Source organism: Methanobacterium sp. SMA-27, from assembly GCF_000744455.1.
Lineage (GTDB): Archaea > Methanobacteriota > Methanobacteria > Methanobacteriales > Methanobacteriaceae > Methanobacterium_B.
Genome location: NZ_JQLY01000001.1, coordinates 1,307,054 through 1,333,039 on the forward strand (window position 1 = coordinate 1,307,054; position 25,986 = coordinate 1,333,039).

The following is a 25,986-nucleotide window of genomic DNA, read 5'->3' on the forward strand; positions in this document are numbered from 1 at the left end:
CATATACTCCTGTATTAAATTTTATCGAATTTTAGGCTACCATGATTCTCACTATCTATGCCATTATAATATCTACCACCAAAACTTTTTCTATCTTCTGATAATGTAACCCATCCAGTACCTTCATGTATGTGCATAGTATCAACAGCATGAGGCTTTGAAGATATATTTTATAATCAATTCTTTTAAGTCTTTAGAACAGCTAATGCATTTCTAACAGCCTCATGTGTTGATTGAGAAGTAATTATTGCCCCTTGTGTTGCTCATGTTTCTAATTTTGCTCCAGGTATTCCCATAATTTCATCCTCTTTATCAATTATATAAAGAAGTATGAAGTATCCACGTTTATATTCTTATTTAGTTTTAAATTATTTATCCTTTCTTCAATATATTGGCTTTCAGAGTTGCAAACTCATTTTCATCAATTAATCCGTCTTCCAACAATTTAGCGAGTTTGACTAATTTATCAACTGGATCTTCGGAGGTATTATTGCTTTGCATTGGTTGAGTCTCAATTTGACGAGCTTTAGTTTCTCTTGTCCGTTCACGTTCTTTACATGTATTTACAGCTTGTTTTAAAACTGTAAAGAAGTTTCTCATACCTTCTTTTTTAGCTCGCAGATTAACTGTATGATTACCTGCCATTCTGATTTGTACCGTTGTTAAAACCCACCCACGATCTTCATCGATTGATATTATATCCAAATATTTTAAAGTTATATTGCCTCGATCACGTCCAGTCCATATTCCCTTTTTTATGATTCTTAATTCATCTGAAGCAACTTCAACAACTGCAGTATCAAAATTTTCTTGATGATGACCAAATGTTCCAATTGTAGTTTCACGAATTTGTAAATTAAATTGTTTATTCATCATCACATTTCCGGGTCTTCTCATCACATTTCCTTGTTTTTTACTCATTACTTTTTTCAGATCGCCAGAATTATAGAGTATTTTATTTTTGCTTGATTTACTTTTAACAACATTAGTTGATCTATCCTCAATAACATAACTAGCTGACTTTAATACTTCAACGGCTTTTTTTGAAGTTTCTAAATTTGATAAAATTATACTTACTGGCTTAGAATTGTAGTTAAAACTAATTGTTATATGATTTATTCTCAATTTTTTAATCTTATTTTTATAATAACGAACAATCTCTTCTGAAATGTTATCTTTAACTTCAATATATTGTTCAGTTATCTCGATATCAGGTATAGTAGCAATTCCCTCGAATTTTCCATAAACAACTGATTTATTACGGTTATTAGAGGATTTATCTGTATATTTTTGGGTTTTTTTACTTTTCTTTTCGTTCGTTTGAGTCATCAAAGGTAATTCTTCCCCACATTCAAGACAATAAATGGAAGTGATATAGTTATAAGTTCCACATTTAGGACAAATTCTATCTGATGAAGTATTTTTGAAATTATTGACTAATTTTGGTTCTTTCATTTGTGAATATAGAGTATTCAATACTTCATTTTTTGAATTATCACGATTAAAGTCTAAACTCTTGTTTTTATTCTTAGCGCCCCTATATTTATCTTTTTGATTGGTTGACTGGGTTACTAAAGGTTCTGGCGGTTTAGAAATGGTTTCAATTTTATTTTCGTTTTTTACATTCAAAATACTTTCTTCAGATTGATATTCCATTTTATTTTCATCTATGATTTTTCCTTCTCGTGTAGCTTTAAGTCTTCTTTTTATATCTTCATTAGACCCTTTTTTAATAATCAAATCTTTTTTAGGTTCATCAGATTTTTTTATTCCCCTTTTTGAGTCCAATTTTTGCTTAATATCTCTATTTGAAACCATTTTATAACTCCAAATGAATAAGAAGTGCTTAAAACAATACCTATATAATTTACAACGGGCATTCAATTTTTTGAATTAACCTTTAATAGTTTTTATTATCAGAATGGAAGCTCAGGAATCATTTTCACAAATCAACATCAACTTCTGATCATGTATCAGTTCATAGATATAATAAAATTTGTGTTACCTCCTTAAACATACCTTACTATAATCACAGCAACAACCACGCATATTAAAGAACCATTTCTACATTCAATATAATTAAAGCATCTGTAATCTATTCTAAAGACATAAAAAAGTTTATATATATTGATGATTTGATATACACTAACTGATATAAGTTTGCAGGGTTTGATGCACTTTTTTTTGTGTATTGGAATAATGAAAGGATTTTATAAACTATTTAGCAAAGAGGGATGGTTTGATCAGCTTTATGCATGGGCGTGCACCGCATGGATATGATTAACGAATTCTGCACTTGTTAAATTTAACTATACATAATAATTCCAGCTTTAATGTTCCTCTATTCTTTGAGATTTTATAAAATTCACATAGTTTTATCCATTAAGATAGGGTTTAATATGGTAATTGGGTATAACAAAGCTAGTATATGCTGTTATACTTTCAATGTGTGTCTTTTAAATACTATGATAGCCTAACATATTGTATAAACTGTAAATACAAGTTCTCTATTTATATTGAATTGAGTGGTTATAATGGAAATTAAAGTTGGAAATAAGAAGTCAGGATCATATATAGATTACATTAAACACAATCCTTCGAATATGATCCAGATCCTTGCTAGAGGATCAAACACATCTAAAGCAATTTATATTGCTTCTATAATGAAGGAAAATGGATATTGCATAACAAATTTTGAAATTGAATCAACACATATTGGTTATAAAGAACCATTAGCTGTTTTAAACATCACAATGAATGCTAACAATGAAGATAAATCCAAATAAATTACCTCAAATAAAACAAATCAACCTGGGAGATACTTTAAAAGAGGTAAGGAAAAATCAAGATGATATTGTATTTGAACCAGGTATAACAATCCTTTCACAACAACCAGGAACTGGTAAATCCACCCTATTAAAAAAATATCTCCAAGCAACAGATGAAAAATGGGTATTGACAGTTCCTAATCACACCTTAATTGAAAGTGAATATGGGAAAATAAAAAAAATCAAGGGTGTTAACGCGTGGAAGGGATTTTCAAAAGCATGTCCGAAATATATAGGCAAAGATACACATGTTAGAAAGCTTAAGGATAGGTATGGGTTTAATGCAGGATTAATTTGTAGTAATGCATGTACTAAAGATGAACAGAAAAAATGTCCTTACAAAAAACAATTCAAAAACCCAAAAAATATCATTACAGTATCAGCATATCATAATACACAATATTTCTATGACAAAGAAAAATTCAGGTTTGATATAGCAATAATAGATGAAAGTCTCCAAGGACACAAACCATTAGAACTCAAAAAAGACGAAATTCGAAAATCCATTGATTTAATCTATGATTACATTGATAATCCTCAAATCAAAATGTATTTCATGGACATTATTGAAAAGAAGGAATTATTCTTATATGATATAAATTTAGAACATGGTAAAGCTATTATTGATTTGGTATCTACTGATCAACGAAAAGCCGTTCAAAAAGCACTTAATCAGAAAAAGGATTCTGATATTAAAACCATAAATAAACTCAAAATATATGATATCATCAAATGGCTCTATTATTATTCAATTTATCAAGAAGATAGAATCTATGGTGATCCTTACATATACAGAATATTTGATCTTGCACGACAAGGAGTCAAAGTTGTTTTTGCAGATGCAAGTTTCAATCTTTCATTATTCCAATCATTACTAGGAAGATATCAACACGAAGATAAGTTAATTCCACGTTCTAAATTATTAAAAACAAAAGATCTTAAACCAATAGAAAACCTAGAAATTAAGCTTTACAGTAGCCACATTAAAAATGATGACTTGACAATTTATAGAATGTGGGGGGAAAATTCTTTCTATAAAGAACATTTACGTAGAAATAAAGATGATCTCCAGTATTTTATTGATCAAACTAGACGAAAACACCCAAATATAGGGATTATTACATATAAAAAACATTTGGGTTTATTTAATAAAGAAGATGAATCAACATATTTTGGTAATTTAAGAGGATTAAATTCCTTTGAGAAAAAAGATGCTATGTTTATCATAGGATCATATCTCACAAACCACGAAGCAATTGTAAATGATTACAATGCATTATTCTTAACGAATCATGAAATAGGAATAGATACATGGAGACCAAGGTATATTGAAACGAATGTTAAAGATTCAGAGTTTCAAGGTGATTATTACCAAGAATGGAAAATAAATGGAGATCTATTCAATCTTACCATTCCTGGAGGGTTTGATGAAAAAAACCCTGAACCTGTACAAGAAGTTCCAAAAAAATATAAAAATCTCCAAGAAGATGAACATATTTTTATACCTGAATTAAAAGCCTATAATGAATCGTGTGTTAATGTTATTATTCTTAATGAGCTTAAATTGAAAGAAGCTCTGAAAAAAGGTTCAGTTGATATCGAAGTTTTATTCCCGATTAATCTTTATGATAAACATTTATTTGATAGTGAGATTTATCAAGCTATTCATCGGGCAAGACCTATTAATAATCCGGATATTCCGATTTATGTTTTTGGATATATCCCATTGGATATTAAAAATGAATTCAATACATTATACGTACGTTACGATAACACAAAGGTGTATTTCATGGAAGATTTCAAAGGTGTTTGCCCTTCAATATTAGTTGGATCAATACAACATTATTGTTACAAAAATCCAAAAGATGGCTCTTTGGATGTTGCAAAGGCATTTAGTCTCTATAAAGAGAATAGAAAAGATTACAATACTCCTTTTATAACCTACATTCGAAATGGTATAAAAACTACTGAAGTAAATCGGATCAACGATTTAATAAAAAAAGGAGTTCATACCATTGCAGGATTTGAGAAAGAATATAAAAAACTCAAAAAACAAGCACTTATAAAAGATAAAGACTTCATAAATTTTGTTAAATATTGTATTTACTACTCAGATGATGAAAAACAAACACGTATAATCCTTCCTTCATATTAGAAAAATCCTAGAAGCTGGATCATATGTGGAAGCATGGAATTAATAGAAAAGGAGGATTATTAAGAGATTGATTTTTTTTAAATTGGAAAAAACTTAGAACGCATCTTTTTAAGATTCACAACGAAATATGACTTGTTTTCCATTTTATTTAATGAGTTAACATAGAAATAATAGAAAAGAAGGAATCTTTTATAATCCTTAATAACGCTTGAATTTCGATGAAAAGGTGGTTTCCAGATAGATCAAATTTTTATTCACTATATAATAATATTATATTGGATTAAATTTAACTAGGCATCTTTTAACATCGCTGATATATCTCATTAGAAAAGATTTATATGAGCTTAAAACTTATAAATTCTATAATTTTAATAATGAATTTGATGTTTTCATGAGCCTAAACAATAATAAAATAAATGAGTATTACATATTCCCTCAGTAGTTTTTGATCATTTCTCTCATTTTATATGACTCCTACACTTTCTGACCTGTATTTCAAAACTTTTACTGCCCTACATTGCTATATATTGGAATAACAAAGATTCTGTTAAATAAAAAAAATCACAATGGAATATAATATTCTTAATGTAGTTATATGTGCAATTTGAGATACAACTTGAATTATTACATACCATTGATTAATCGATTGTTTATGCTACTTTTGACTAACGTTGAATTATTTACAGTTTCAACTTTATTGTGTCCTGTTTGATGATCAAAATTCAGATTGTTCATAAAATTTTGGTACTCTTCCCGCAATTTTTCACTGGGAGTGGAAAAGTAAGTTCGAGTAAGTGGATCCCTCCTGTGTCCCATTAATTGGCGTATGTAATGATGGGGCATTCCTGCTTCTTCCAATCTGTTAGCGAAGAATTTACGAAGTATATGGCTATGGAAAAAAATTTGTCTCCCAACATTGTTCCATCCACATTCTTTGTTAAGTTTCCTTAAAAAACGTTGGAAAACATCACTTCTCAACCCTTTATCCGTTTTACCTCTAAACAATGGGTCATCAATCTTTTGTGGAGGATGTTCTATCAAATAATGTATGATATTCCGAGTTGTTTCAGGAGTATTAAATGTTACATGAGATGTACCGCTCTTAATACGTTGAATATGCCACATTAGAACTTTATTTTTCGGATATAATTGATCCCATGCAATATAATCTAAAATTTCTGTTCTATAATTTTCAGGTGGAACATTTAAACCGTTTAAAAAATCAGAAAACTTGAGTTTCAATACATCACCCAAGCTAATACCACTACTAGCCATTAAAAGGATAATAGATTGATATTTAATATTGCAGAAACTCAATGCTTTTAGAATATCTTCTTTGGAAGGAATAGCTTCTTGTTGTAGATCGGGAACAGATGCATGATATGTGCGTTTAGGTAACTCAATTTCATAATATGCATAAAACCCTCGGGTAGTAGTTATGATATCTTCAATTTTTTGGGGACTGAAATCATTTGTTATAAGATGATCCTGTAAGTCAGTCAGATGTATTTTGATCCTTCGAAGTCTTTTTCTAATGCCCTGATCTTCATCTGTTTCCGCTTCTTCGATTAATTCTGTTGGTGTGAGACCAGTTACGATTGAATAGATAGTTAGTTTTCTTGAATAGCTTCTTATGGTCTCTGATTTCAGATTACGAAAATGCACATACTCTTTGAATAAAGAATCATTTACTATCTTATTATTCCGGGCTTTATTTGGTTTAAAAACCATCTAAATCACCCCAAACATTTAAAAAAGTAGAGCCTCGGGTGGGAATTGAACCCACGACCACGAGATTACGAGTCACGCGCTCTACCAGACTGAGCCACCGAGGCATTTTTTACTATATAACTGTAAATGAATTTAAGTCTATCTATCCCTCATAATTTACTGGGATAATCCATTAAAAATAGATAAAAAATATAATATAATTTATAAAATAATGAAAATATGGTTAAAATTCATCCAGTGTGGGTTGTTTTGTTTGGAAATCATCAAGATCAATACGCATACCATCACGTGCAGCTATTATCTTAACACCAGTATTTTTTTCAACCCTCTGAGCCTCCCTTTCAGGATACTCCATAATGAACTTCATTCCTAAATGTGTCATAATTGCGAGTTTAGGTTTAACTTCCTTTACAAGAACCTCAAAATCATCAACAGACATGTGGCCCCTAATTCTTTCACTTCCTGCCCTAATAACACTTGCAATTAGAACATCTGCACCCTCATGATGCTTGTGAAGTTCGGGAAAGTACTCTGTATCAGTTGTATAGGATATTGTGAAATTATCATACTCCAGTTTAAAACCCACAGCTTTAGGATCACCGTGTATAGTCTTTGTAGCTGTTATATCTAAATTATCAAACCGCTTATGGTCACAATCTTCCAATACAACCACTTCTGGTTTGCTTAGATGGTACTTGGATATGCATGGACCCCAAGTTTCATAACCATCAATAACACTTCGACTACCAATAACAGTACCTTTTTTCCGGGTCATACCGTTTGTCATGGCCTCCAGCATTACCTCTGCATCGGAATAATGGTCAGTATGAGAGTGTGATACCATGAGAATGTTTACTTTCATTGGATTTAATCCAAATTGGTAAGTTCTAACAAGTGCTCCAGGACCAGGATCAACATGGATATTTTTTCCATCTATATTTTCTATCCTAAATCCGCCGGTCATCCTTCTCTGGGTAATGGTCGCGAAATCGTCCACCACCACTTCCTAAAAATATTAGTTTCATATTTTAACCTCACAACTATACAAGATTCTTTTTATATTAAATGTTTACCATCCAATTTTGATACGATCATTTATTATAAGTTGTTCTCAAATTAATATTATTTAATATTCTCTTTATTATCTGGATCAGCCCTACAAAGAATAAAGTCACAATTTAATGGCTCTTTTGTTCTATTAATACATAGATTTTCATTCTCAATAACTGCTAAATCCCCTCTAGACACTTTTGATCCATCCTGTGCTGTCATTTCTATGAGTTCAGATGGTTTTGCAATTGTATTCCAATCGGTGTCTAAGGCTTCAATACTTTTATCAAGGATAATCCCAATTTCATTTCCCTTAACATATGCAACATTTCCAATAGCACCCTGAATAACAATCTTGGTAGCCATTTGAATATTTTGGGATGTTTGTATAAGGTTTTCCTTCAACTGGGTTCTGTACTCTTCAAGATCCTTAACATCCTGAAGTATGGTAACTCTCAAGAGCTCTTTTGCTTCTTTTGTATCAATTGAAGGATATTTCATCATAACGTCATATTCTGGGCTTACAGTAGGTGTTTCAATAGCAACTTCTTCCATTACACTTTCAAAAATCTTTCTAATTGTTACAAGATTCAACTTTGATTTCCAGTATCTTTTAATGGTCTTTTCAGCTAGTTCCTTGGTATATTTATTTCCAAAAACAATAATAGAACTTCCACCGCTTTTTACTGTCTTCAAGTCTGATCCTAATAATTCAATAATGTTGTAAGCACCAGTAGTGGCATAGATACGTTTACGTTTGGTTTCATATACAGTTTTAGACCTTACTTCGCCAACAACAACATCCCCAATTTCATGGATTTTATCTGCATCATCAGAAATTTTTATGTTAATTCCAAGTTCATCGGCTTTTTTTAACAGTTCTTCCTTTGTGTTGATGGATCCAGAATAGAGTTTTTCTTCAAGATTTTCCCTAGGTCCTTCCGGGCCAAAAAATCCGATTCTCCTCTTATCTCCGGCCATTACGCATCCTTTGCTTCCAATATAAGTTATTATAAGACTCATTTAAACCACGTTAATCAAGGTATATTTTATATTTAATCTTTAATTCTCTTCTTATAAATCAGTTATTTAACTGGTTTTACAAAAACCACTTAATAATACGGCTATGAATTAGAATGATATTACAATATATAACTTAAAGTTTGTTTTATCATTCTTATGAATGTTTAAGTGTATGAAACATTATAATATTTCTGATCACATGGATTCTGATAAAATTGAAGAAAAGAAAGTTAGAAATATAGCACTACTGGTAGTTGCACTAGGATCCTTCCTTATACCGTTTATGGGATCATCCCTAAACATTGTTCTTCCTATAATACAGAAGGATCTAGCAGTAAATATAATACTGCTAAGTTGGATACCAACAGTTTTTGTTTTGGCCAATGCGGCATTAATACTTCCATTTGGACGCTTAGGGGATATATTTGGCCGTAAAAGAATTTACACCTATGGTGTGATTATATATACGGCTGCATCTCTTTTAGCTGGTTTATCAAATTCGGGTATTATGCTAATCGTATTCAGTTTTATGCAGGGTTTTGGATGTGCTATGATATTTGCAACTGGTGTGGCACTTCTCAGCAGTGTTTACCCATCAAATCAACGAGGTGAAGCACTCGGATTATTTGTTACAGCTGTCTACATAGGATTATTTTTAGGTCCATTGTTAGGAGGTTTCCTGGCCCAAAATTTTGGTTGGAGAAGTATTTTCCTTTTTAACGTACCGTTTGGTATTTTTCTTTTTATTCTTATTAAAATGAGACTTCATGGAGAATGGAAGGGGTTGGGAGGTAAATTTGAAATTAGAGGATCTTTGATCTACAGCCTATCAATAGTTGCACTACTCTATGGATTTTCAACACTTAACAGCAGTTTTGGTAAATTATCACTTTTTACAGGTGTAATTGGTCTTGTAATATTTGTTTTAAACGAAAAAAAATCTATAAATCCAATACTACGGCTAGGTATATTAAGAAAAAAGGTATCATCATTATCTGCACTTGCTATTCTGTTGATGAACATTGCAAATTCGGCAATGTGGGTACTTTTAAGTCTTTATCTTCAGGATATAATGCATCTTGATCCTCAACAAACAGCTTTGATAATTTCAGTCGAACCATTGATGGTTGCATTATTATCCACCCCGGTTGGCAGACTCTCTGACAGGATTGAAAACAGAATATTTACTGTTATTGGAATGATAGTTACAACTATAGGATTGTTAATATTATCACAATTAACAACCAACAGCACTCTATTAATACCAATTATAGGTTTGATACTGGTAGGTATAGGCTTAGGTCTTTTCTCATCCCCAACAACCAATAGATTTATTGGAAGTGTTGAAGGAAGAGACTATGGAATGGCATCGGGTGTACTTTCAACCATGACATATGCTGGTCAAACAATGAGTCTTGGTATTATGCTTTATATTTTTGCTGTGTACCTAGGCAATGTTCAAATCACAGAATCAAACTTTCCAGCTTTTCTCTTTAGTTTAAAAACGGCATTTATAGTATTTGCAGTATTAAGCGGGTTTGGTATTATTGTTTCAATATTAATTGGTCCAAAAAAGATTAAAGATGATTTGCAGAGAATTGATTAGATTGATAATTTTTTATTGTTTCATAGTTTTTACAACTAGAATAGATTTTTATCCCTGTGTTTCTAGTATTTGATCCAGTTCTCCTGCAACAGCCTCACTTTCAGCATCAATTCCAACAATATTTATTTTATCAGCACTTGGTACACCTACACCTAGTTCAGCAGCCCTTTTGATCTGTTCCAAATCAAATATCTTACCCTTAGATATGTCATTTGTTGTGTCGTAATGTCTTAATACTGCAACTCCTACTGCATCAATTGCAATTCTATCATTTGACATCAAAAGAAGATTAGGTTCAACAACATGTCCCTGTTCAGGACCTTTATCCACAAATGCTTTGATTCCATCCATTAAAACTAGATCCATATTATAATGATTGTTTATTTCCGCAATCATTGATCTCTGGTAGGGTGATATATGGAGCTCACCCATATAATTGTAGACTCCTCCTGGAACTTTCTTTGCAACAATTCCAACAGAATTTTTAAGCGATAGAGTGAAAATTCCACCAAATCTATGGGATTTAAGGCAACAAGTTTGAACCACCTTATCAGCGTCTTTAAATATCTTTGATATATAAAAACCTTTCATCCAGTGATTTCCATTTTTTTCAACTTTTACCCAGTCATCAGCATCTTCTTCATCCAGAATCCTGACTTCAAAATCTTCATCTTCTGCTATATCCATTACACCCATTGTTTCAAGCACAATTCTAGTATCACCCATTCCACTTCTCTCTGCAAGAGTAATTTTTTCAGGTTCCCCTTTTTTAATGGATCTAACAAGCGTTCTTAGTGTATCTGGATGTGTTGATGCAGGAAATGGATCTGCACTGTTAAAATTAGCCTTCAATGCAATATTTTTGGATTTGAAATCTGTAATATCAAAATTCTCAATCAGTCTTTCTATACCTTCTTCCCTTTTATCGGTTTTCAACAAGAAAACTGTTCCAATATCATTTGACATTAAACCACCCTAATACTATAATATGTGTTTAGAGGTTAATTTAATCTTGCATTTTGGATAATGGTTAATGCCAAATTCATTTGAGCTTAAAACTTACTCATTCCAGATGTTTGAACTGAAATCTGCATGACGGTGATCCATCCACAATGGTTGACCTTCTTTCCATACCTCCAGAAAGACCTGTCCATTTATAGCTTCTATTCATCATTGCCTGACAATTCAAACAGAAAATAGGCTTCTTCAAAGCATCTTCATGCCATGGGCAATTCAAAAATTCTATATATGATCTGTTGCCCTTATGGTGTACAATTGTTTTAATACCAAAGTCTTTAAAAATATCAGAAAGCCATTCAATATAATCTGCAAAAAGCTGATCATTAGTTTCAATATCCTCAGGAGAGAGTTCTTCAACAAATCTAGGGTAAAGATCTTCGTCTAAACGTTCGGCAAATACCTTCAATAGCAACTCTCTCATTTCGATATCAGTACCGGTGCTACTAGTTGGCATTGCTGTTAAAATAAAGTCATAAAAATCTGCTAACACTCTTTTTTTGATAATTTCACTTTTTTTCTTGTCACATCCATGTTTATATATGGCCATTTGAATATTGGCATTAACTTCACTCTTTTTAAATGGTTTTAATATATAACCGTAAGGTTCGGTTATTCTTGCACGTTCCAAAACCTCATCATCAGAATAAGCTGTCAGATAAATGATTGGAGTGTCTTGTTGCTGGTGTATTTTTTGTGCAGCTTCAATACCATCCATATCACCTTTAAGAACAATATCCATAAGTATAAGATCCGGCTTAGTTTTTAAAGCAGTTTCCACAGCTGCTTCACCAGTTGCAACTATTCCTACAACAATGTAACCTAAATCCTCTAATTTATACTTAATTCCCATGGCAACAATACTTTCATCTTCAACAACCATAATTCTCTCGTTACCCATTATAGTCTCTCCTTGTATTCAAGTTCCTTAAAAATGATCTTAAATTCTTTATTTTCTCTGTTAAAGTCCAATTGGCCTTCAATTTGTTTAACCAGATTTTTTATTAATTCCAAACCCAATGTTTTACTCGAAGTAAAATCAACTTTATCAGAAAATGGAACTCCTGTATCACTTTCAATTAAGGAATATTCTTCATCAGCTATTTTATGGATTTCCACATTAATTTCTCCGGTTTCATTTCCTGTAAATCCATGTTTCAGGGAATTTGATACCAGTTCATTTATAATGAGTCCGCATGGAATAGCTGTTTCAATCCCCAGCGTAACATCCTCTATATCCAAATTCAATTTGATCCTAGATGAATCAACTCCGTATGAATCAAACAAATCTGATAACAGTCCCTTAACATATACCTCAAAATTAATAAGGGCAAGATCTTCTGATTGATATAGATTTTCATGTATAAGTGCAATGGACTGTATACGATTCTGACTTTCCCTGTAAAGATCATTTACATCAACTTTATTTGATTGGGATGATTGAAGTGAGAGTAGAGTTGAAACAATCTGCAGGTTATTTTTTACCCTATGATGTATTTCCCTTAAAAGAAGTTCTTTTTCTTTTAATGACTTGAAAATTTCATTTTCACCCTTTTTACGTTCAGTAATATCGTTACCAACGCCAAATACTATAGATTTATCTTTTAAATAAACTGGTGTGATCGTAATTTCAAGAATTTTAAATTTACCATTAATATCAAATTTAACTTCTAATATATCCTTTTTTTTCCATAAATCCTTATTTTCAATGTTTTTCAAGTCTTTCTCATATAATATAAAATCTGAAAGGTTTTTGGTTAATAGTTCATTTTTGGTTATTTCCAAAAACATTAATGCAGCTTCATTGGAATCAATGAAATTTCCCATCTCATCAAAAACAATTATAGGATTTCTATTCTTTTCAAACAGGGTTCTGTATTTTTTTTCACTTTCCAAAAGTGATAATTCGGCCTTTTTATGTTCAGCCTGTTCATTAAATTCATTCAATGCTCTTTGAACTGCATGGCTAAGTTTGGGCAGGTTACTTTTAAGCACATAGTCAGTTGCTCCTTTCTTTAGCATCTCAACAGCAAAATCTTCACCTATTTTACCACTTACAAATATGAAAGGTATGTCAGGAGATATCTCCTTTGCAATATTAAGTGCTGAAACTCCATCGAAATGTGGAAGTGAATGATCAGCAAGTATCAAATCTGGTTTGAATTCTTGAAGTTCTCTACGAAAATCATGCTCTTCATCAACACGTATGGATGTAAAATTAATTTTAGCTTTTATTAATTCGTGCTCAGTGAGTTCAGCATCAAGTTCAACATCTTCAACCAGCAGAATTTTAATCTGTTCCATGACTTACCTCTGATGGTGGTTTGTTTATCAAAATCCAGTAGAATCCCATGGTTGAAACAGCGTCTATAAACTCATCAAATTCAACTGGTTTGCTGACATAACTATTAACACCCAATTTGTAGCTTTCTACAATGTCCCGATCTTCCTTTGAAGATGTTAAAACAACTACTGGAATTCTTTTAGTTCTATCATCTGCTTTGATCTCGTGCAGTACTTCTAGTCCATCAACCTTAGGCATCCTTAGATCAAGGAGTATCAATTTTGGAAGGTCGTTCATATTTCTATCCGAATATTTACCCTTTGCAAATAAAAAATCTAGTGCTTCTGCCCCATCTTTAACCCAAACTAATTTATTTATGAGATTTTTCCTTTTTAAGGCCCTCATTGTAAGTTCAGCATCTGTTGGGTTGTCTTCAACCAGAAGAATTTCAATTTCATCTAAGCTCATAAAAATATCCTCCAATTAAGTACTAATTTTTACTTTAAATTTTTTGGAATTGAAAAGTATATTGTTGCTCCATTACCAACTTCACTTTCACCCCATACACGACCACCATGTCGGCTTATTATGCGTTGTACAATAGATAGTCCCACACCTGTACCTTCAAATTCTTCTTGGCTGTGTAATCGCTGGAAAAGACCGAAAAGCTTATCATAGTATTTCATGTCAAAACCAGCTCCATTGTCCTTGACATAGTATATATTATCTTCATTATCCAATTTAAAACCTATATTAATCTTCGCATTTTCTTTTTCTCTTGTAAACTTTATAGAGTTGCCAATAAGATTTGTTAAAACCTGTGTTATAAGTGCCCTGTCAGCCTGGGTTTTTGGTAGATCTTCCACAGTAAAATCAATATTTCTTCCTTGGGTGTCCTGATTGAATTCCCCGTATACATTTTTTGCAAGTGAAGAAATGTCTAGTTTTGAAATTGTCATTTCTTGACGTCCTGCTCTTGATAATAACAGTATGTCATCGATAAGCTGTCCCATTTTTTTGGTATTTTCCCTTATTATATTTAGAAGTCTAACTCCTTCATCATCCAATTTATCCTCATAATCTTCAATCATTATCCGTGAAAATCCATCAATTGCCCTTAAGGGCACACGAAGATCATGAGACACAGAATATGCAAATGCTTCCAATTCATTATTTGCATCTTCAAGTTTGATTGCTTCTTTTTTAAGCTCGTTGTTAAGGTTTTTTAATGTTCTTACCTTTTCAACTCTTTCTGTTAATAATGCAACCATTAAAACAACTAATAATAACAATAATAAGATAAAATAATCTCCAGCTTGTAGAACTCCATTGTAAAATGATTCTAAAAATGGTATGGCTAAAAGAACAGAACTTAAAATCAATTAGATCCCCCTATCTATATTTTTTAAATGGAAATAGTAAATAATATCGTTAAAAAAAAACGAATTCAGTGATAGGTAGTTAATATTCCTTAAATTGATTAGAAAAATGTGTAATGTTAGTGGAAAAGTAGTTATCAATTGGGAATTACAATCACTGTACATATGATTTTATTCTATAATTTACATAATATATAATTGCTTTTGTTTTAAATTACTGTAATTGAATGATTAAAGCGTAATTATTAGTTAGATAATTATTATATTGAATTAAACCATTTATGGAAAAATAAAATAATTTAAGAAGGTTTAAACCTTCTATTATTTGTCTTTTGTTGATGAATTAACTAATTCTTTCTCTGGAATCATTTGTCCCCGCATATGTGGTGTAACACCATCTAAAACATCCTTTAGATATTTTCCAGTATAACTGGTGCTCATTGAAATTTCCTCAGGTGTTCCTTCAGCAACAACAAAGCCGCCTTCGTCTCCTCCTTCGGGTCCGAGGTCGATTATATAATCTGCAGTTTTTATAACATCCAAATTGTGTTCAATTACAAGTACTGTGTTACCCGAATCTCTTAATCTTCCAAGTACATCTAATAACTTTTTAATATCTGCAAAGTGGAGTCCAGTTGTCGGTTCATCGAGTATGTAAAGGGTTTTACCAGTGCTTTGTCTGCTTAATTCCTTGGCTAGTTTAACACGTTGAGCTTCACCACCAGAAAGTGTTGTTGCAGGTTGTCCCAGTTTTATGTATCCTAAACCCACATCGTCAAGTGTTTTAAGTTTTTTACGTATCTTTGGAATATTTTCAAAGAACTCTAAGGATTCCTCAACAGTCATATCAAGAACTTCGGCAATATTTTTACCCTTATAACGCACATCTAATGTTTCCCGGTTGTATCTTTTACCCTGACAAACTTCACAGGGCACATATACATCTGCTAAAAAGTGCATTTCAATTTTAATAATACCGTCACCACTACAAGCTTCACATCGTCCACCTTTAACATTAAAACTAAACCTTCCGGGTTTGTAACCTCTATTTTTAGCAGCTAATGTCTGTGCAAAGAGTTCCCTTATATATGTGAATACACCTGTGTAGGTTGCAGAATTTGAACGTGGTGTACGACCGATTGCAGATTGGTCAATAATTATTGTCTTGTCCAAATGTTCAATACCTATGATATCATCGTGCTTACCTGCAAGCATATTTTTCCTGTTCAACTTTCCATTGACCCCCTTGTAAAGCACATCGTTAATGAGTGTGCTTTTACCAGACCCTGAAACTCCTGTTATACATGTAAATACTCCGAGTGGGAATGTTACATCTATATTCTTGAGATTATTTTGTCTTGCACCCTTTACTGTTAGGTAATTGCCATCTGGAGAATGTCTGTGTTCTGGTATGTGTATTGTTTCTGCCCTTGAAAGATACCTTCCTGTTATTGAATCTGTATTTTCCATTATTTCCTGGGGTGTTCCCTCGGCTATTACCTTTCCACCATGTTCTCCTGCTCCAGGTCCTATGTCAACAACATAATCAGCGCTCATTATTGTTTCTTCGTCGTGTTCAACAACTATGAGTGTATTTCCAATATCTCTAAGTCTTTTTAGTGTTTCTATAAGTCTTGCATTATCCCTTTGATGCAATCCAATACTTGGTTCGTCTAATATGTAGAGCACACCAACAAGACCAGAGCCTATCTGTGTTGCAAGACGTATTCTCTGTGCTTCTCCACCAGAAAGTGTTCCGGAAGATCTGTCGAGGGTGATATAATCAAGACCAACGTCTTCTAAAAACTTGAGACGCTCCTGTATTTCCTTTAAAATCTCTTTTGCAATGAAAAGTTCCATTTCAGACAGATCTAATTGGTCGAAAAAACTTTTTGAATTTTTTATGGGCATTTCAACTACTTCTGATATGGATTTACCACCAATTGTAACAGATCTGGCTTCGGGACGCAATCTGGTACCTTTACAGACAGGACATTTTCTGTCGCTCATAAACTTTCCAACGTAACTTCTCATGTAGTTTGATTGGGTTTCCATAAACAGACGTTCCATCCTTTTTACAACACCTTCAAAACGTCGGTTAACCTTATGTTGTCTGTTTTTTCTTCTGAAGATGAATTGTACCTTATCGGGTGTGCCGTAAAGTATGTATCTCTGATATTTTTCTGGTAGCTCTTCAAATGGTGTGTCCATGCTAAAGCCATAGTGATCAGAAACAGCCTGGAGCATCTGATAATAATAATTGTCCTTGTTACCTGATTTGCTCCATGGAAGTATGGCTCCATTGTTGAGTGAAAGATGTTTATCAGGTACAACAAAGTCTGTATCAATTTCTAATTTACTTCCAAGACCATTACATTCTGGACATGCACCATGTGGATTGTTGAATGAAAACATCCTGGGACTTATCTCTTCGAAGTTTATTCCACATTCTGTACATGCAAAATGTTCGCTGAATACTTTATCAGTTGATTTCCCATTTTCTTCCATGTAGGATACAACCACAATTCCTTCACCTAATTCTAGTGCTGTTTCAACAGAGTCTGCTAATCTTCGTTTAAAGTCCTCATCCGATCTAATAACCAGTCTATCCACAACTACCTCAACAGAGTGTTTTCTATTTTTATCAAGGTCAAAGTCTGTATCAAGATTAGATATTTCACCATCAACCCTTACACGTACAAAACCCTTCTTTTTGAGGTCTTCAAAAACCTTATGATGTTCTCCTTTCCGATCCTTAACAACAGGTGCAAGTACCTGTATTTTGGTATCTTCCTCTTCTGTGAGAATTGAATCAACTATCTGCCCTGCGGTTTGTTGTGAAATTTCTTTTCCACATTTGTAACAATGAGGAATACCCACACGTGCAAATAATAGCCTGAAATAATCATATATCTCTGTTACAGTACCAACAGTGGATCTGGGATTCATTCGTGTAGTTTTTTGATCAATGGATATTGCAGGTGAAAGTCCTTCAATATAATCAACTTCTGGTTTTTTCATCTGTCCTAAAAACTGTCTTGCATAAGCTGATAAAGATTCAACATATCTTCGCTGTCCTTCAGCATAGATAGTATCAAATGCTAAAGATGATTTACCAGAACCACTAAGTCCGGTAATAACAAGGAACTTGTCCCTTGGAAGAGTGAGCTCTATATTTTTAAGGTTGTGCTCACGTGCTCCCTTTATATTTATACTTCCTTTTTTAGTTGTTATGTTGTTCATCAGTTTGAGGCTCCTTCTAAAAATTGTATCTGATCCCTTATCTTGGCAGCTGTTTCAAAGTCAAGTTTGAGGGATGCTCTTTTCATTTCATCCTCTAAATCTTGTATTATTAGAATCAATTCATCCTTTGGAATATTTTTAACATTATCTTTGTACTTAACATCCTTTTTAGTTTTCTCTTTAACAGATCTTACGACTGATTTAGGTTTTATTCCATGTTTTTCATTGTATGCAAGTTGAACCTTCCTTCTTTGGGTTGTTATATCAACAGCATTTTTTATTGAATCAGTGATTTTATCGGCATAGATCAATACTTGGCCATCTATGTTACGTGATGCCCTTCCTATTGTCTGTATAAGTGATGTTTGGGATCTTAAAAATCCTTCCTTATCTGCATCGAGTATACCTACAAGGGATACTTCTGGAAGGTCAAGCCCCTCTCTTAAAAGGTTAACACCGACTAGACAGTCAAATGAACCTCTTCGGAGTTCGTCTATAATATCTATCCTTTCAAGTGTTGTTATATCTGAATGCAGGTACCTTACCTTGATACCAACCTTTGCATAGTAATCTGTTAGATCTTCTGCCATCTTTTTGGTGAGTGTTGTTACCAAAATTCTTTGTTTATCCTTAATCTTCCGCTTAATCTCTCCAAGTAGATGATCGACCTGCCCAACAACTGGTTTAATTATTATTTCAGGATCAACCAGACCTGTAGGTCTTATAATCTGTTCAACCATGTTCTGGCTCATTCCAAGTTCATACTTGGCAGGTGTTGCTGATACATATAACACCTGATTTTGTAACATTTCAAATTCAGAAAAATTTAATGGCCTGTTCTCTCGTGCCGATGGTAATCTAAATCCATAATCAACGAGATTATCTTTACGTGCTCTGTCTCCTGCATACATTCCACCAATCTGGGGTACAGTTACATGTGATTCATCGATAATTGTTAAAAAATTGTCTGGGAAATATTTAATTAATGTTTGTGGTGTGTCTCCCCATTTCCTACCAGACAGATGCATTGAATAGTTCTCAATACCTGTACAATATCCCATTTCCTGTAACATTTCAAGGTCAAATCTGGTTCTCTGTTCCAGTCTCTGAGCTTCAACTAGTTTGTTCTGTGAATTTAGTACCAGTAATCTTTCTTCAAGTTCTTCTTCAATATCCTTAACAGCTCGCTGGATCTTATCCTTGCTGGTTACAAAATGCTTGGCTGGAAAAACAACTATACGATCCATTTCCCTTCTAACACTGCCAAGAATTGGATCAATTGTTGATATTCTGTCAACTTCATCCCCAAATAACTCTATACGTATGGCTGTATTCCCATGGGCGGGATGTATTTCAATTACATCTCCTCTTACCCTGAACTTACCCCTTGTAAAATCTATGTCGTTTCTTTCATACTGCATCTGAACAAGGGTTCCTATGATCTTTTCCCTTCCATCAGAATCCCCCACCTCAACAGACAATATAAGTCCACCATAATCTTCGGGTGATCCTATACCATATATACATGACACACTACTCACAACAATAACATCATCCCTTGAAAGTAATGATTGCGTTGTTGAGTGCCTCATCATATCAATTTCATCGTTTATTGAAGCTTCTTTATCGATATAGGTATCTGAATGTGCTATATATGCCTCTGGCTGATAATAATCATAATAACTAACAAAGTATTCAACTGCATTATCAGGGAAGAATTCCTTAAATTCTTCGTATAACTGCGCAGCCAATGTTTTATTGTGTGAAATTACAAGGGTTGGTTTTTGAACCTCCTTAATAACATTAGCCATTGTAAAGGTTTTTCCCGAACCAGTCACACCTAGCAGTGTTTGATGTTTCAGACCATTTTTTATCCCATTTGAAATAGATTTGATTGCCTTTGGCTGGTCTCCCAAAGGTTTGTAAGATGATGATAGTTTAAATTCTGACATTTTAAATCCTCTCATAAAAATAAAAATAATATTCCCTATTGAACGAAGAAATTTCGGTTTAATTTAGAAATAGACTTTAAGAACATAACGTAAAATTTTAAATAATTTTCTCTGAAATTTTGATATTTATTTAAGTTTCATTAAATAATTTAAAGTAAAATCCCTTTTATATTATACTATTAATATAACCTCATGTTATATAAATCTTCAGAAATGAATAAAAAACATAATTTTATAATATAAAATTAATAAAATGGAGGAGTTAACTTGTCTAATAATTCCAAAAATACTCTTATTGAAATTGGTAATGCTTTAAAGAAAGCAGGACGTCTTGAAACTAGACCTTTAGCAGTTTATGGTTCAGAAACCATCCCGGAAGGTTCAGTGTCCATGTCATCAATTGATCAATGCACAGCGAAAACCATTCTAATGGCTGCTGTTGATGATAATATTCCAAAACTCTTCCTGGGCAAACAATCCCTTAAGGGTTGTTGTCTTGGAGGGATCACTTGGTTTGGATTTGGAAGAATTTCACCATTCATCAAATACTTTGTATCTACTGGAAAAAAGAATTCAGGAATGGTGATGCCGAATATTTAAAGGCCAGTCCAGAGATCATGGAAAAAGTACAGGAAGCAGTGGGTAAAATAACACCTCCCGGAAAATACCTAGTTATTAGTCCTCTAGAAGAAATAGAAGAAGATTTTGATGTTAAATCAGTTCTATGCTTTGGTAGCGGTGAACAGATCAGAAACTTATGCAGTCTCATACACTTCAGATTAGAAGATCCTTTCAAATCCATTATAGCTCCATTCGGACCTTCATGTGCCACATTTGTAACATATCCTGCAGGAATGTTCGAAAAAGCACCTAAAAACACAGCTTTCATTGGTCCTGTTGATCCAACGGGCAATTCATGGTTTCCAACCAATTATATGGCACTGGGAATACCAATAGATATGGCAAGGGATATGTGTAATGATCTAGACGATTCATTCGCAAATAAAAGGCCCGAAGTTGCATATCCGAATATTAGAAATGATATCAAGTCATAATGTATGAAAAATGAAATAGATTTTAAACCTACCAATTCTATCTAAATTATATTAATTTTAATGAGAATCAGATGAAACGCTATAGTATTTACAATGTGAGATGAAAAGTTTTGGCTATAAAAAGTAATGATCCAGACGATCTTCCACTAGTACCTGGAGTGTACCTTATGAAGGACTCTGCTGATCGGATTATATACATTGGGAAGGCAAAATCCCTTAAAAAGAGGGTTAAATCCTACTTTAGAAACGATCTAGATCCTAAAACCCGGGTCTTAATGAATCATTTTCATCATCTGGAGTATATGGTAACTGATACGGAAAAAGAGGCACTTATCTTAGAGTCTAATCTTATAAAAAAACATATGCCTCGTTATAATATAAGATTAAAGGACGATAAGCGATATCCATATATTAAAGTTACCAATGAAACATTTCCCAGAGTCCTTATTACACGAAGGGTTCTTGACGACGGATCTTATTATTATGGACCGTTTCCAGAAGCATTTGCACTTAGAAAACTGGTAAAATTTCTCAAAGGACTATTTAAAGTAAGGGATTGTAAAAAAATGGATGGTCCTTGCTTGAACTATCAGATTGAACTTTGTAACGCTCCCTGTGATAAAAGGATCACAGAGCAGGAATATAAAAAATTAGTTGATAATATCTCATTTTTCTTTGAAGGTAAATACGATGAAATCATGGATGCTTTGAAGTTAGAAATGCAAGAAGCAGCTCAAAAACATGAATATGAAAAGGCAGCAGTTTTAAGGGATCAATTAAATTCTGTGGAAGATGTTCTTGAAAAACAGAAGATGGAATTTACACGTAGCCTTGATCAAGATGTTATTGCATCGGCATCTGATAGTGAACTTGCATGTGTAGTTGTTTTCTCTGTGCGTGAGGGTAAGATAATTGGCAAAGATGATTTTTTAATGAGCGGAGCAGAAAACACCTCCGAAGAGAAAATAATATCAGCATTTCTTAAACAGTATTACACAGGCCCAAGACATGTTCCAGCTAAAATAATAATTCCAAAGATAGTTGAAGATGAACAACTCCTTGAAGAATTGCTATCTGAGAAGAGAGATGCACCTGTATCAATTGAAGTACCAATTGAAGGAGTTGGATACAGACTTGTTAGAATGGTTTCCAAGAACGCCTCGATAATATTAAACCATCAAAAAGAGGTTAAAGGAGCACTTGTTGACCTAAAAAAATATCTTGGAATACCTAGAATACCAAAAAGAATAGAAGCATTTGATATATCCAACATAGGCGGTAAAATGGCTGTTGGATCAATGGTTGTATTTGAGAATGGTGCCCCTAAAAAAAGTTCTTACAGAAAATATAAAATCCAAACAGAAGGTCCTGATGATTATGCAATGATGAGAGAAATGCTTGAAAGAAGATACTCCAAACTTTCAGATGACAAAGGCCCAACACCAGATCTGGTACTGGTTGATGGGGGAAAAGGCCAGTTAAACGTTGCAACAGATGTTTTCAGATCGTTTGATGTGCACGATGTACCGGTTATAGGTCTTGCAAAGGAATTTGAACATGTATTTATACCACAAACACCTAGTCCGTTAATTCTGCCACGTGATTCAGATGCTTTACTTTTACTTCAAAGAATACGTGATGAAGCACACAGATTCGCAATCAATTACCATAAAATATTAAGATCAAAGGAATTTGAAAGATCAATGTTAGATGATATACCTGGAGTGGGTCACAAACGGAAAATAAAACTATTAAAACATTTCAATGATATTAAAAACATTGAAAATGCGAGTGTGGATGATATTGCCTGTGTTAATGGTATAAGCCGAAATCTTGCACAGAAAATACATGACCATTTTGCTGTAGATAGCAACAAAGAATAAATAAAGTGTCTAAATTACAGCACAATACACTTCTTCAATTAATCCATATCCTATAGATTTGACTACTATTTGACTATCATAATGTTATTATACCCTCATTAAAAGGAAAGGAATATAGCATAACTGAATATGTATTAAAATTTTAGAGTACTATTAAAAGAGGATTAGTAATGTTTATGAATGGTTTACTTTTCGGGATATTTTTTGTTACTATGGGATTAATTAATTGTTATTTAGAATACAAACCTACACCATTTTATCATCAATATTTACTTCAAATCCCACGTGTTATACGATTGATTACAACAATAATTTTTTTGGTTATGATTATAGTTGGAATATTGGTCATATATCTAAGTATATAATGCAATTGAGTTATATAGTAAATCTAATCAATTAGGATAGCAATAACGGAATATTTAATGATAATAATAAGGATTTATTGTAATATAATGTAATTTGATTGTAAGGAGAAATCATATGAATAATGTGTTATTTGTTATAGTTGGAATAGCGTTCATAGGTATTGGGTTTGTAAATTTATATCAATTCCATCAAAATAAAGCTAAAAGAACAACATTCAACATGATATTTATGTTTTTATTCTTTGTATTCGGAATATTAGAGATTTTATTTGGATTTAATTTTATTTGAAGATTTGAAAGCCTATTTAATGCAATGAGTAATGTTAGTAAATCAAATTTAATTAGAATAAGCAATAACTGAATATATAATGAAATATAATGATTTATTAGAGTAGTACTAAACTTAACACATTATGAAAAAGGATGTTTTCTATAATAATGATACAGGATTAGGTCATGTAAACCTTAATACAAGTATGGCATACTAATGTGAATAATAGAGATTACTATATAGATTAAACAATATGAATCTAACTTTCTACTTTTCTAGATCGTGTAAAAACTTATTGAAATCCTCAAAGTGGAAGACTACTACCCGATCCCCATTCTGAAATTGCTTAAGTTCATTTTCCCATCCTTCAGCTGGTTTAACTGTTTGGCCTGTTAGAACCCCATTATAATTCCTAACATCTTGTAATCTCATAGAACCTTTTTCTTTAATTATCTTTCTACCTATTTTATCTTTTGGCATAAACTACCACCACCATAATAATTGTTTATTTAATCCATAGATACAAGTAGCGATCACATGGTTTATTTTGAATGTACCATTATTTACCACCTTAAACATATTACAATCTAAAACCATTTAACCCTGTAGTTAATATTCTACAGGGTCTTCCATCTTTTTAATGTACAAATAATGGTTCTAAAATTACCAAAAAGGAACCTTTTTTTTATGTTGGTAAAATTGTGTAATTTTTAGTTCTGTTTTTGGATCTACTTATGGTTCACATAAAAAGATCTAAAAGAAAAGAATCAAAAAGGTTCATAGAAATTCTCTATATATATTTAAAGTTTTATGTGCTGATTTATCCCAATTAAATATTTTAGCTCTTTTTAATCCTTTATTTATCATGTTATCTTTCAAGGTATCATTTGTCAGCACGTCATGCATTTTATCGGCCATTAATTCAATATCTTGTGGGTCTATCATTATCCCTGCATCACCAACAACTTCAGGCAATGATGTTGTGTTTGAGGTAATTACTGGTGTTCCGCAGGCCATTGCCTCCAATGGTGGAAGACCAAAACCTGCATAGGCACATGGATAAACCAGTATATCTGCAGCATTGTACCATTTGGGCATGTCTTCTTCTGGTATGTATCCAACAAAAATAACATCTTCTTGTAAATGGAAGTCCTTGATCAATTTTAAAATATTTTCACGTCCACGATACCCTTGAGATTCTCCTATTTTCACCATTTTAATGCCTGGAATTTTTTTCTTAAGTTGTGCAAAAGCTTTTATCAAAACAGGAACGTTTTGTCGCGAGGTTTCAGAACCCACATAAAGCACAACTTTCTGATCATTTGAAATATTAAGTTTACTTAAAATCTTTTTATCCCGATTCTCATAATAAATAGAATGATCAACAGCGGGATAAACAATTCTAATCCTTTCTTCGGGATAATCTAAATATTTCATAATTTCCTCCTTAGAAAACTTAGAGATTGTAATTATAATATCCGCAAGTCCTAGTCCTTTCATGTTTTCTTTCCATATGGAAGACCTTTCTTTGTCGTATACCCAAGGGATAATATCGTAACAGGTTACAATATTATTTTCAAGTTTAATAGAATTCAGGATATATGCAAATCCCTGTGAGGTTATATGTTTGATATTGCCCTCTTTAACTTCATTCTTGACTGTGTGGATATACCTGTATTTATCAATGGTTTTTAAAGTTTTTTTTCCTATATCTGTGATAAATTTTAGTGATTTATTTTCATATGAGTCTGATCTGAGTGGCATTAATGAATTATATTCAATAACGTTCAATTTAGCATTTAACCTTTTAACGATCTCCATCTGGTACTTAGATATAGATATCCAAAATTTTTTATCTGTTCTGGACCCGTTTATATAATCGATTTCCATTTTCACCATATTACAAACTATGTAACCATATTAATGTATATCAATAGGGTTAAACTTGAAAAAAAAAATGAAGATGAAACAAATTAAACCTAAAACTAACAGGAAAACAACTAGATCTTTTGGACAGCTCTCAAATTCAATGGGTAATATTAATAAATCCAATCTAATTAGACATCCAAAATAATATTAAACCAAGTTTCATATAGAATATTCAACCAATATAATAATAGGGAGGGGAATGTATATTACATGTT

Annotated in this window: 20 protein-coding genes and 1 tRNA gene; 6 read left to right on the plus strand and 15 right to left on the minus strand. The window is 32.5% G+C overall.

Going from position 1 to position 25,986, the window contains the following annotated elements:
- Window positions 1-14 precede the first annotated feature (14 nt).
- Window positions 15-167 carry a hypothetical protein gene (locus tag DL91_RS13885; RefSeq protein ID WP_255343963.1) on the minus strand — a complete coding sequence of 51 codons (153 nt, stop codon included), beginning with the start codon at window positions 165-167 and terminating at the stop codon, window positions 15-17.
- A 205-nt stretch (window positions 168-372) separates the two neighbouring features.
- The gene (locus tag DL91_RS06585; RefSeq protein ID WP_156096041.1) at window positions 373-1,788 is read right to left on the minus strand and encodes a zinc ribbon domain-containing protein; all 1,416 of its coding nucleotides are present in this window, start codon (window positions 1,786-1,788) and stop codon (window positions 373-375) included.
- A 746-nt stretch (window positions 1,789-2,534) separates the two neighbouring features.
- Between DL91_RS06585 and DL91_RS06590 the strand changes: the two genes are divergently transcribed.
- Window positions 2,535-2,786, plus strand: a complete 252-nt coding sequence (locus DL91_RS06590) for a hypothetical protein (protein ID WP_048190771.1) — start codon at window positions 2,535-2,537, stop codon at window positions 2,784-2,786.
- On the plus strand, window positions 2,767-4,983 hold the full coding sequence (locus DL91_RS06595) for a hypothetical protein (protein WP_048190772.1): 2,217 nt from the start codon (window positions 2,767-2,769) through the stop codon (window positions 4,981-4,983). The genes DL91_RS06590 and DL91_RS06595 overlap by 20 nt, the downstream gene beginning before the upstream one ends.
- A 624-nt stretch (window positions 4,984-5,607) precedes the next feature.
- Here DL91_RS06595 and DL91_RS06600 read toward each other — a convergent pair.
- The 4 genes from DL91_RS06600 to DL91_RS06615 all read right to left on the minus strand — a co-directional run bounded on the left by DL91_RS06600 (window position 5,608) and on the right by DL91_RS06615 (window position 8,787).
- Complete coding sequence (locus DL91_RS06600) at window positions 5,608-6,714, minus strand: tyrosine-type recombinase/integrase (protein WP_048190773.1); 1,107 nt, start codon at window positions 6,712-6,714, stop codon at window positions 5,608-5,610.
- A gap of 30 nt (window positions 6,715-6,744) precedes the next feature.
- Window positions 6,745-6,818 (minus strand) — tRNA-Thr (locus tag DL91_RS06605).
- A gap of 119 nt (window positions 6,819-6,937) precedes the next feature.
- Window positions 6,938-7,711, minus strand: a complete 774-nt coding sequence (locus DL91_RS06610) for an MBL fold metallo-hydrolase (protein WP_369792050.1) — start codon at window positions 7,709-7,711, stop codon at window positions 6,938-6,940.
- Between the two features lie 125 nt (window positions 7,712-7,836).
- On the minus strand, window positions 7,837-8,787 hold the full coding sequence (locus tag DL91_RS06615; protein ID WP_048190775.1) for a DUF2121 family protein: 951 nt from the start codon (window positions 8,785-8,787) through the stop codon (window positions 7,837-7,839).
- Window positions 8,788-8,959: 172 nt separating this feature from the next.
- On the opposite strand from DL91_RS06615, the gene DL91_RS06620 reads away from it, so the two are divergent.
- Window positions 8,960-10,393 carry an MFS transporter gene (locus tag DL91_RS06620; protein ID WP_231551422.1) on the plus strand — a complete coding sequence of 478 codons (1,434 nt, stop codon included), beginning with the start codon at window positions 8,960-8,962 and terminating at the stop codon, window positions 10,391-10,393.
- Between the two features lie 48 nt (window positions 10,394-10,441).
- On the opposite strand, the gene DL91_RS06625 is transcribed toward DL91_RS06620, so the two are convergent.
- The 7 genes from DL91_RS06625 to uvrB form a co-directional block, all read right to left on the minus strand.
- Window positions 10,442-11,359 carry a DUF362 domain-containing protein gene (locus DL91_RS06625; RefSeq protein WP_048190776.1) on the minus strand — a complete coding sequence of 306 codons (918 nt, stop codon included), beginning with the start codon at window positions 11,357-11,359 and terminating at the stop codon, window positions 10,442-10,444.
- 97 nt (window positions 11,360-11,456) lie between these two features.
- On the minus strand, window positions 11,457-12,311 hold the full coding sequence (locus DL91_RS06630; protein WP_048190777.1) for a methanogen output domain 1-containing protein: 855 nt from the start codon (window positions 12,309-12,311) through the stop codon (window positions 11,457-11,459).
- On the minus strand, window positions 12,311-13,714 hold the full coding sequence (locus DL91_RS06635; RefSeq protein WP_048190778.1) for a sensor histidine kinase: 1,404 nt from the start codon (window positions 13,712-13,714) through the stop codon (window positions 12,311-12,313). The genes DL91_RS06630 and DL91_RS06635 overlap by 1 nt, the downstream gene beginning before the upstream one ends.
- Window positions 13,701-14,162 (minus strand): response regulator, encoded by a 462-nt coding sequence (locus tag DL91_RS06640; RefSeq protein WP_048190779.1) that lies wholly within the window; start codon window positions 14,160-14,162, stop codon window positions 13,701-13,703. Before DL91_RS06640 ends, DL91_RS06635 begins: the two co-directional genes overlap by 14 nt.
- 29 nt (window positions 14,163-14,191) lie before the next feature.
- Window positions 14,192-15,076: an ATP-binding protein gene (locus tag DL91_RS06645; protein ID WP_231551423.1), complete on the minus strand. Its 885-nt coding sequence runs from the start codon at window positions 15,074-15,076 to the stop codon at window positions 14,192-14,194.
- A 318-nt stretch (window positions 15,077-15,394) separates the two neighbouring features.
- Window positions 15,395-18,316 (minus strand): excinuclease ABC subunit UvrA, encoded by a 2,922-nt coding sequence (gene uvrA / locus DL91_RS06650; RefSeq protein ID WP_048190780.1) that lies wholly within the window; start codon window positions 18,314-18,316, stop codon window positions 15,395-15,397.
- A complete protein-coding gene (gene uvrB, locus DL91_RS06655) occupies window positions 18,316-20,268 on the minus strand; it encodes an excinuclease ABC subunit UvrB (protein ID WP_048190781.1) in 1,953 nt (650 codons plus the stop codon). Before uvrB ends, uvrA begins: the two co-directional genes overlap by 1 nt.
- Before the next feature lie 267 nt (window positions 20,269-20,535).
- On the opposite strand from uvrB, the gene DL91_RS14385 reads away from it, so the two are divergent.
- The 3 genes from DL91_RS14385 (at window position 20,536) to uvrC (ending at window position 23,206) form a co-directional block, all read left to right on the plus strand.
- Window positions 20,536-20,868, plus strand: a complete 333-nt coding sequence (locus DL91_RS14385; RefSeq protein ID WP_197050615.1) for a DUF169 domain-containing protein — start codon at window positions 20,536-20,538, stop codon at window positions 20,866-20,868.
- Complete coding sequence (locus DL91_RS06660) at window positions 20,778-21,323, plus strand: DUF169 domain-containing protein (RefSeq protein WP_197050616.1); 546 nt, start codon at window positions 20,778-20,780, stop codon at window positions 21,321-21,323. The genes DL91_RS14385 and DL91_RS06660 overlap by 91 nt, the downstream gene beginning before the upstream one ends.
- 110 nt (window positions 21,324-21,433) lie before the next feature.
- Window positions 21,434-23,206 (plus strand): excinuclease ABC subunit UvrC, encoded by a 1,773-nt coding sequence (gene uvrC, locus DL91_RS06665; RefSeq protein WP_048190782.1) that lies wholly within the window; start codon window positions 21,434-21,436, stop codon window positions 23,204-23,206.
- 903 nt (window positions 23,207-24,109) lie between these two features.
- Here the strand turns inward: uvrC and DL91_RS06670 are convergent.
- Entirely contained in the window at window positions 24,110-24,322 is a 213-nt protein-coding gene (locus DL91_RS06670) for a hypothetical protein (RefSeq protein ID WP_048190783.1), read from the minus strand.
- Window positions 24,323-24,619: 297 nt separating this feature from the next.
- On the minus strand, window positions 24,620-25,732 hold the full coding sequence (locus tag DL91_RS06675) for a glycosyltransferase family 1 protein (protein WP_048190784.1): 1,113 nt from the start codon (window positions 25,730-25,732) through the stop codon (window positions 24,620-24,622).
- Window positions 25,733-25,986 lie beyond the last annotated feature (254 nt).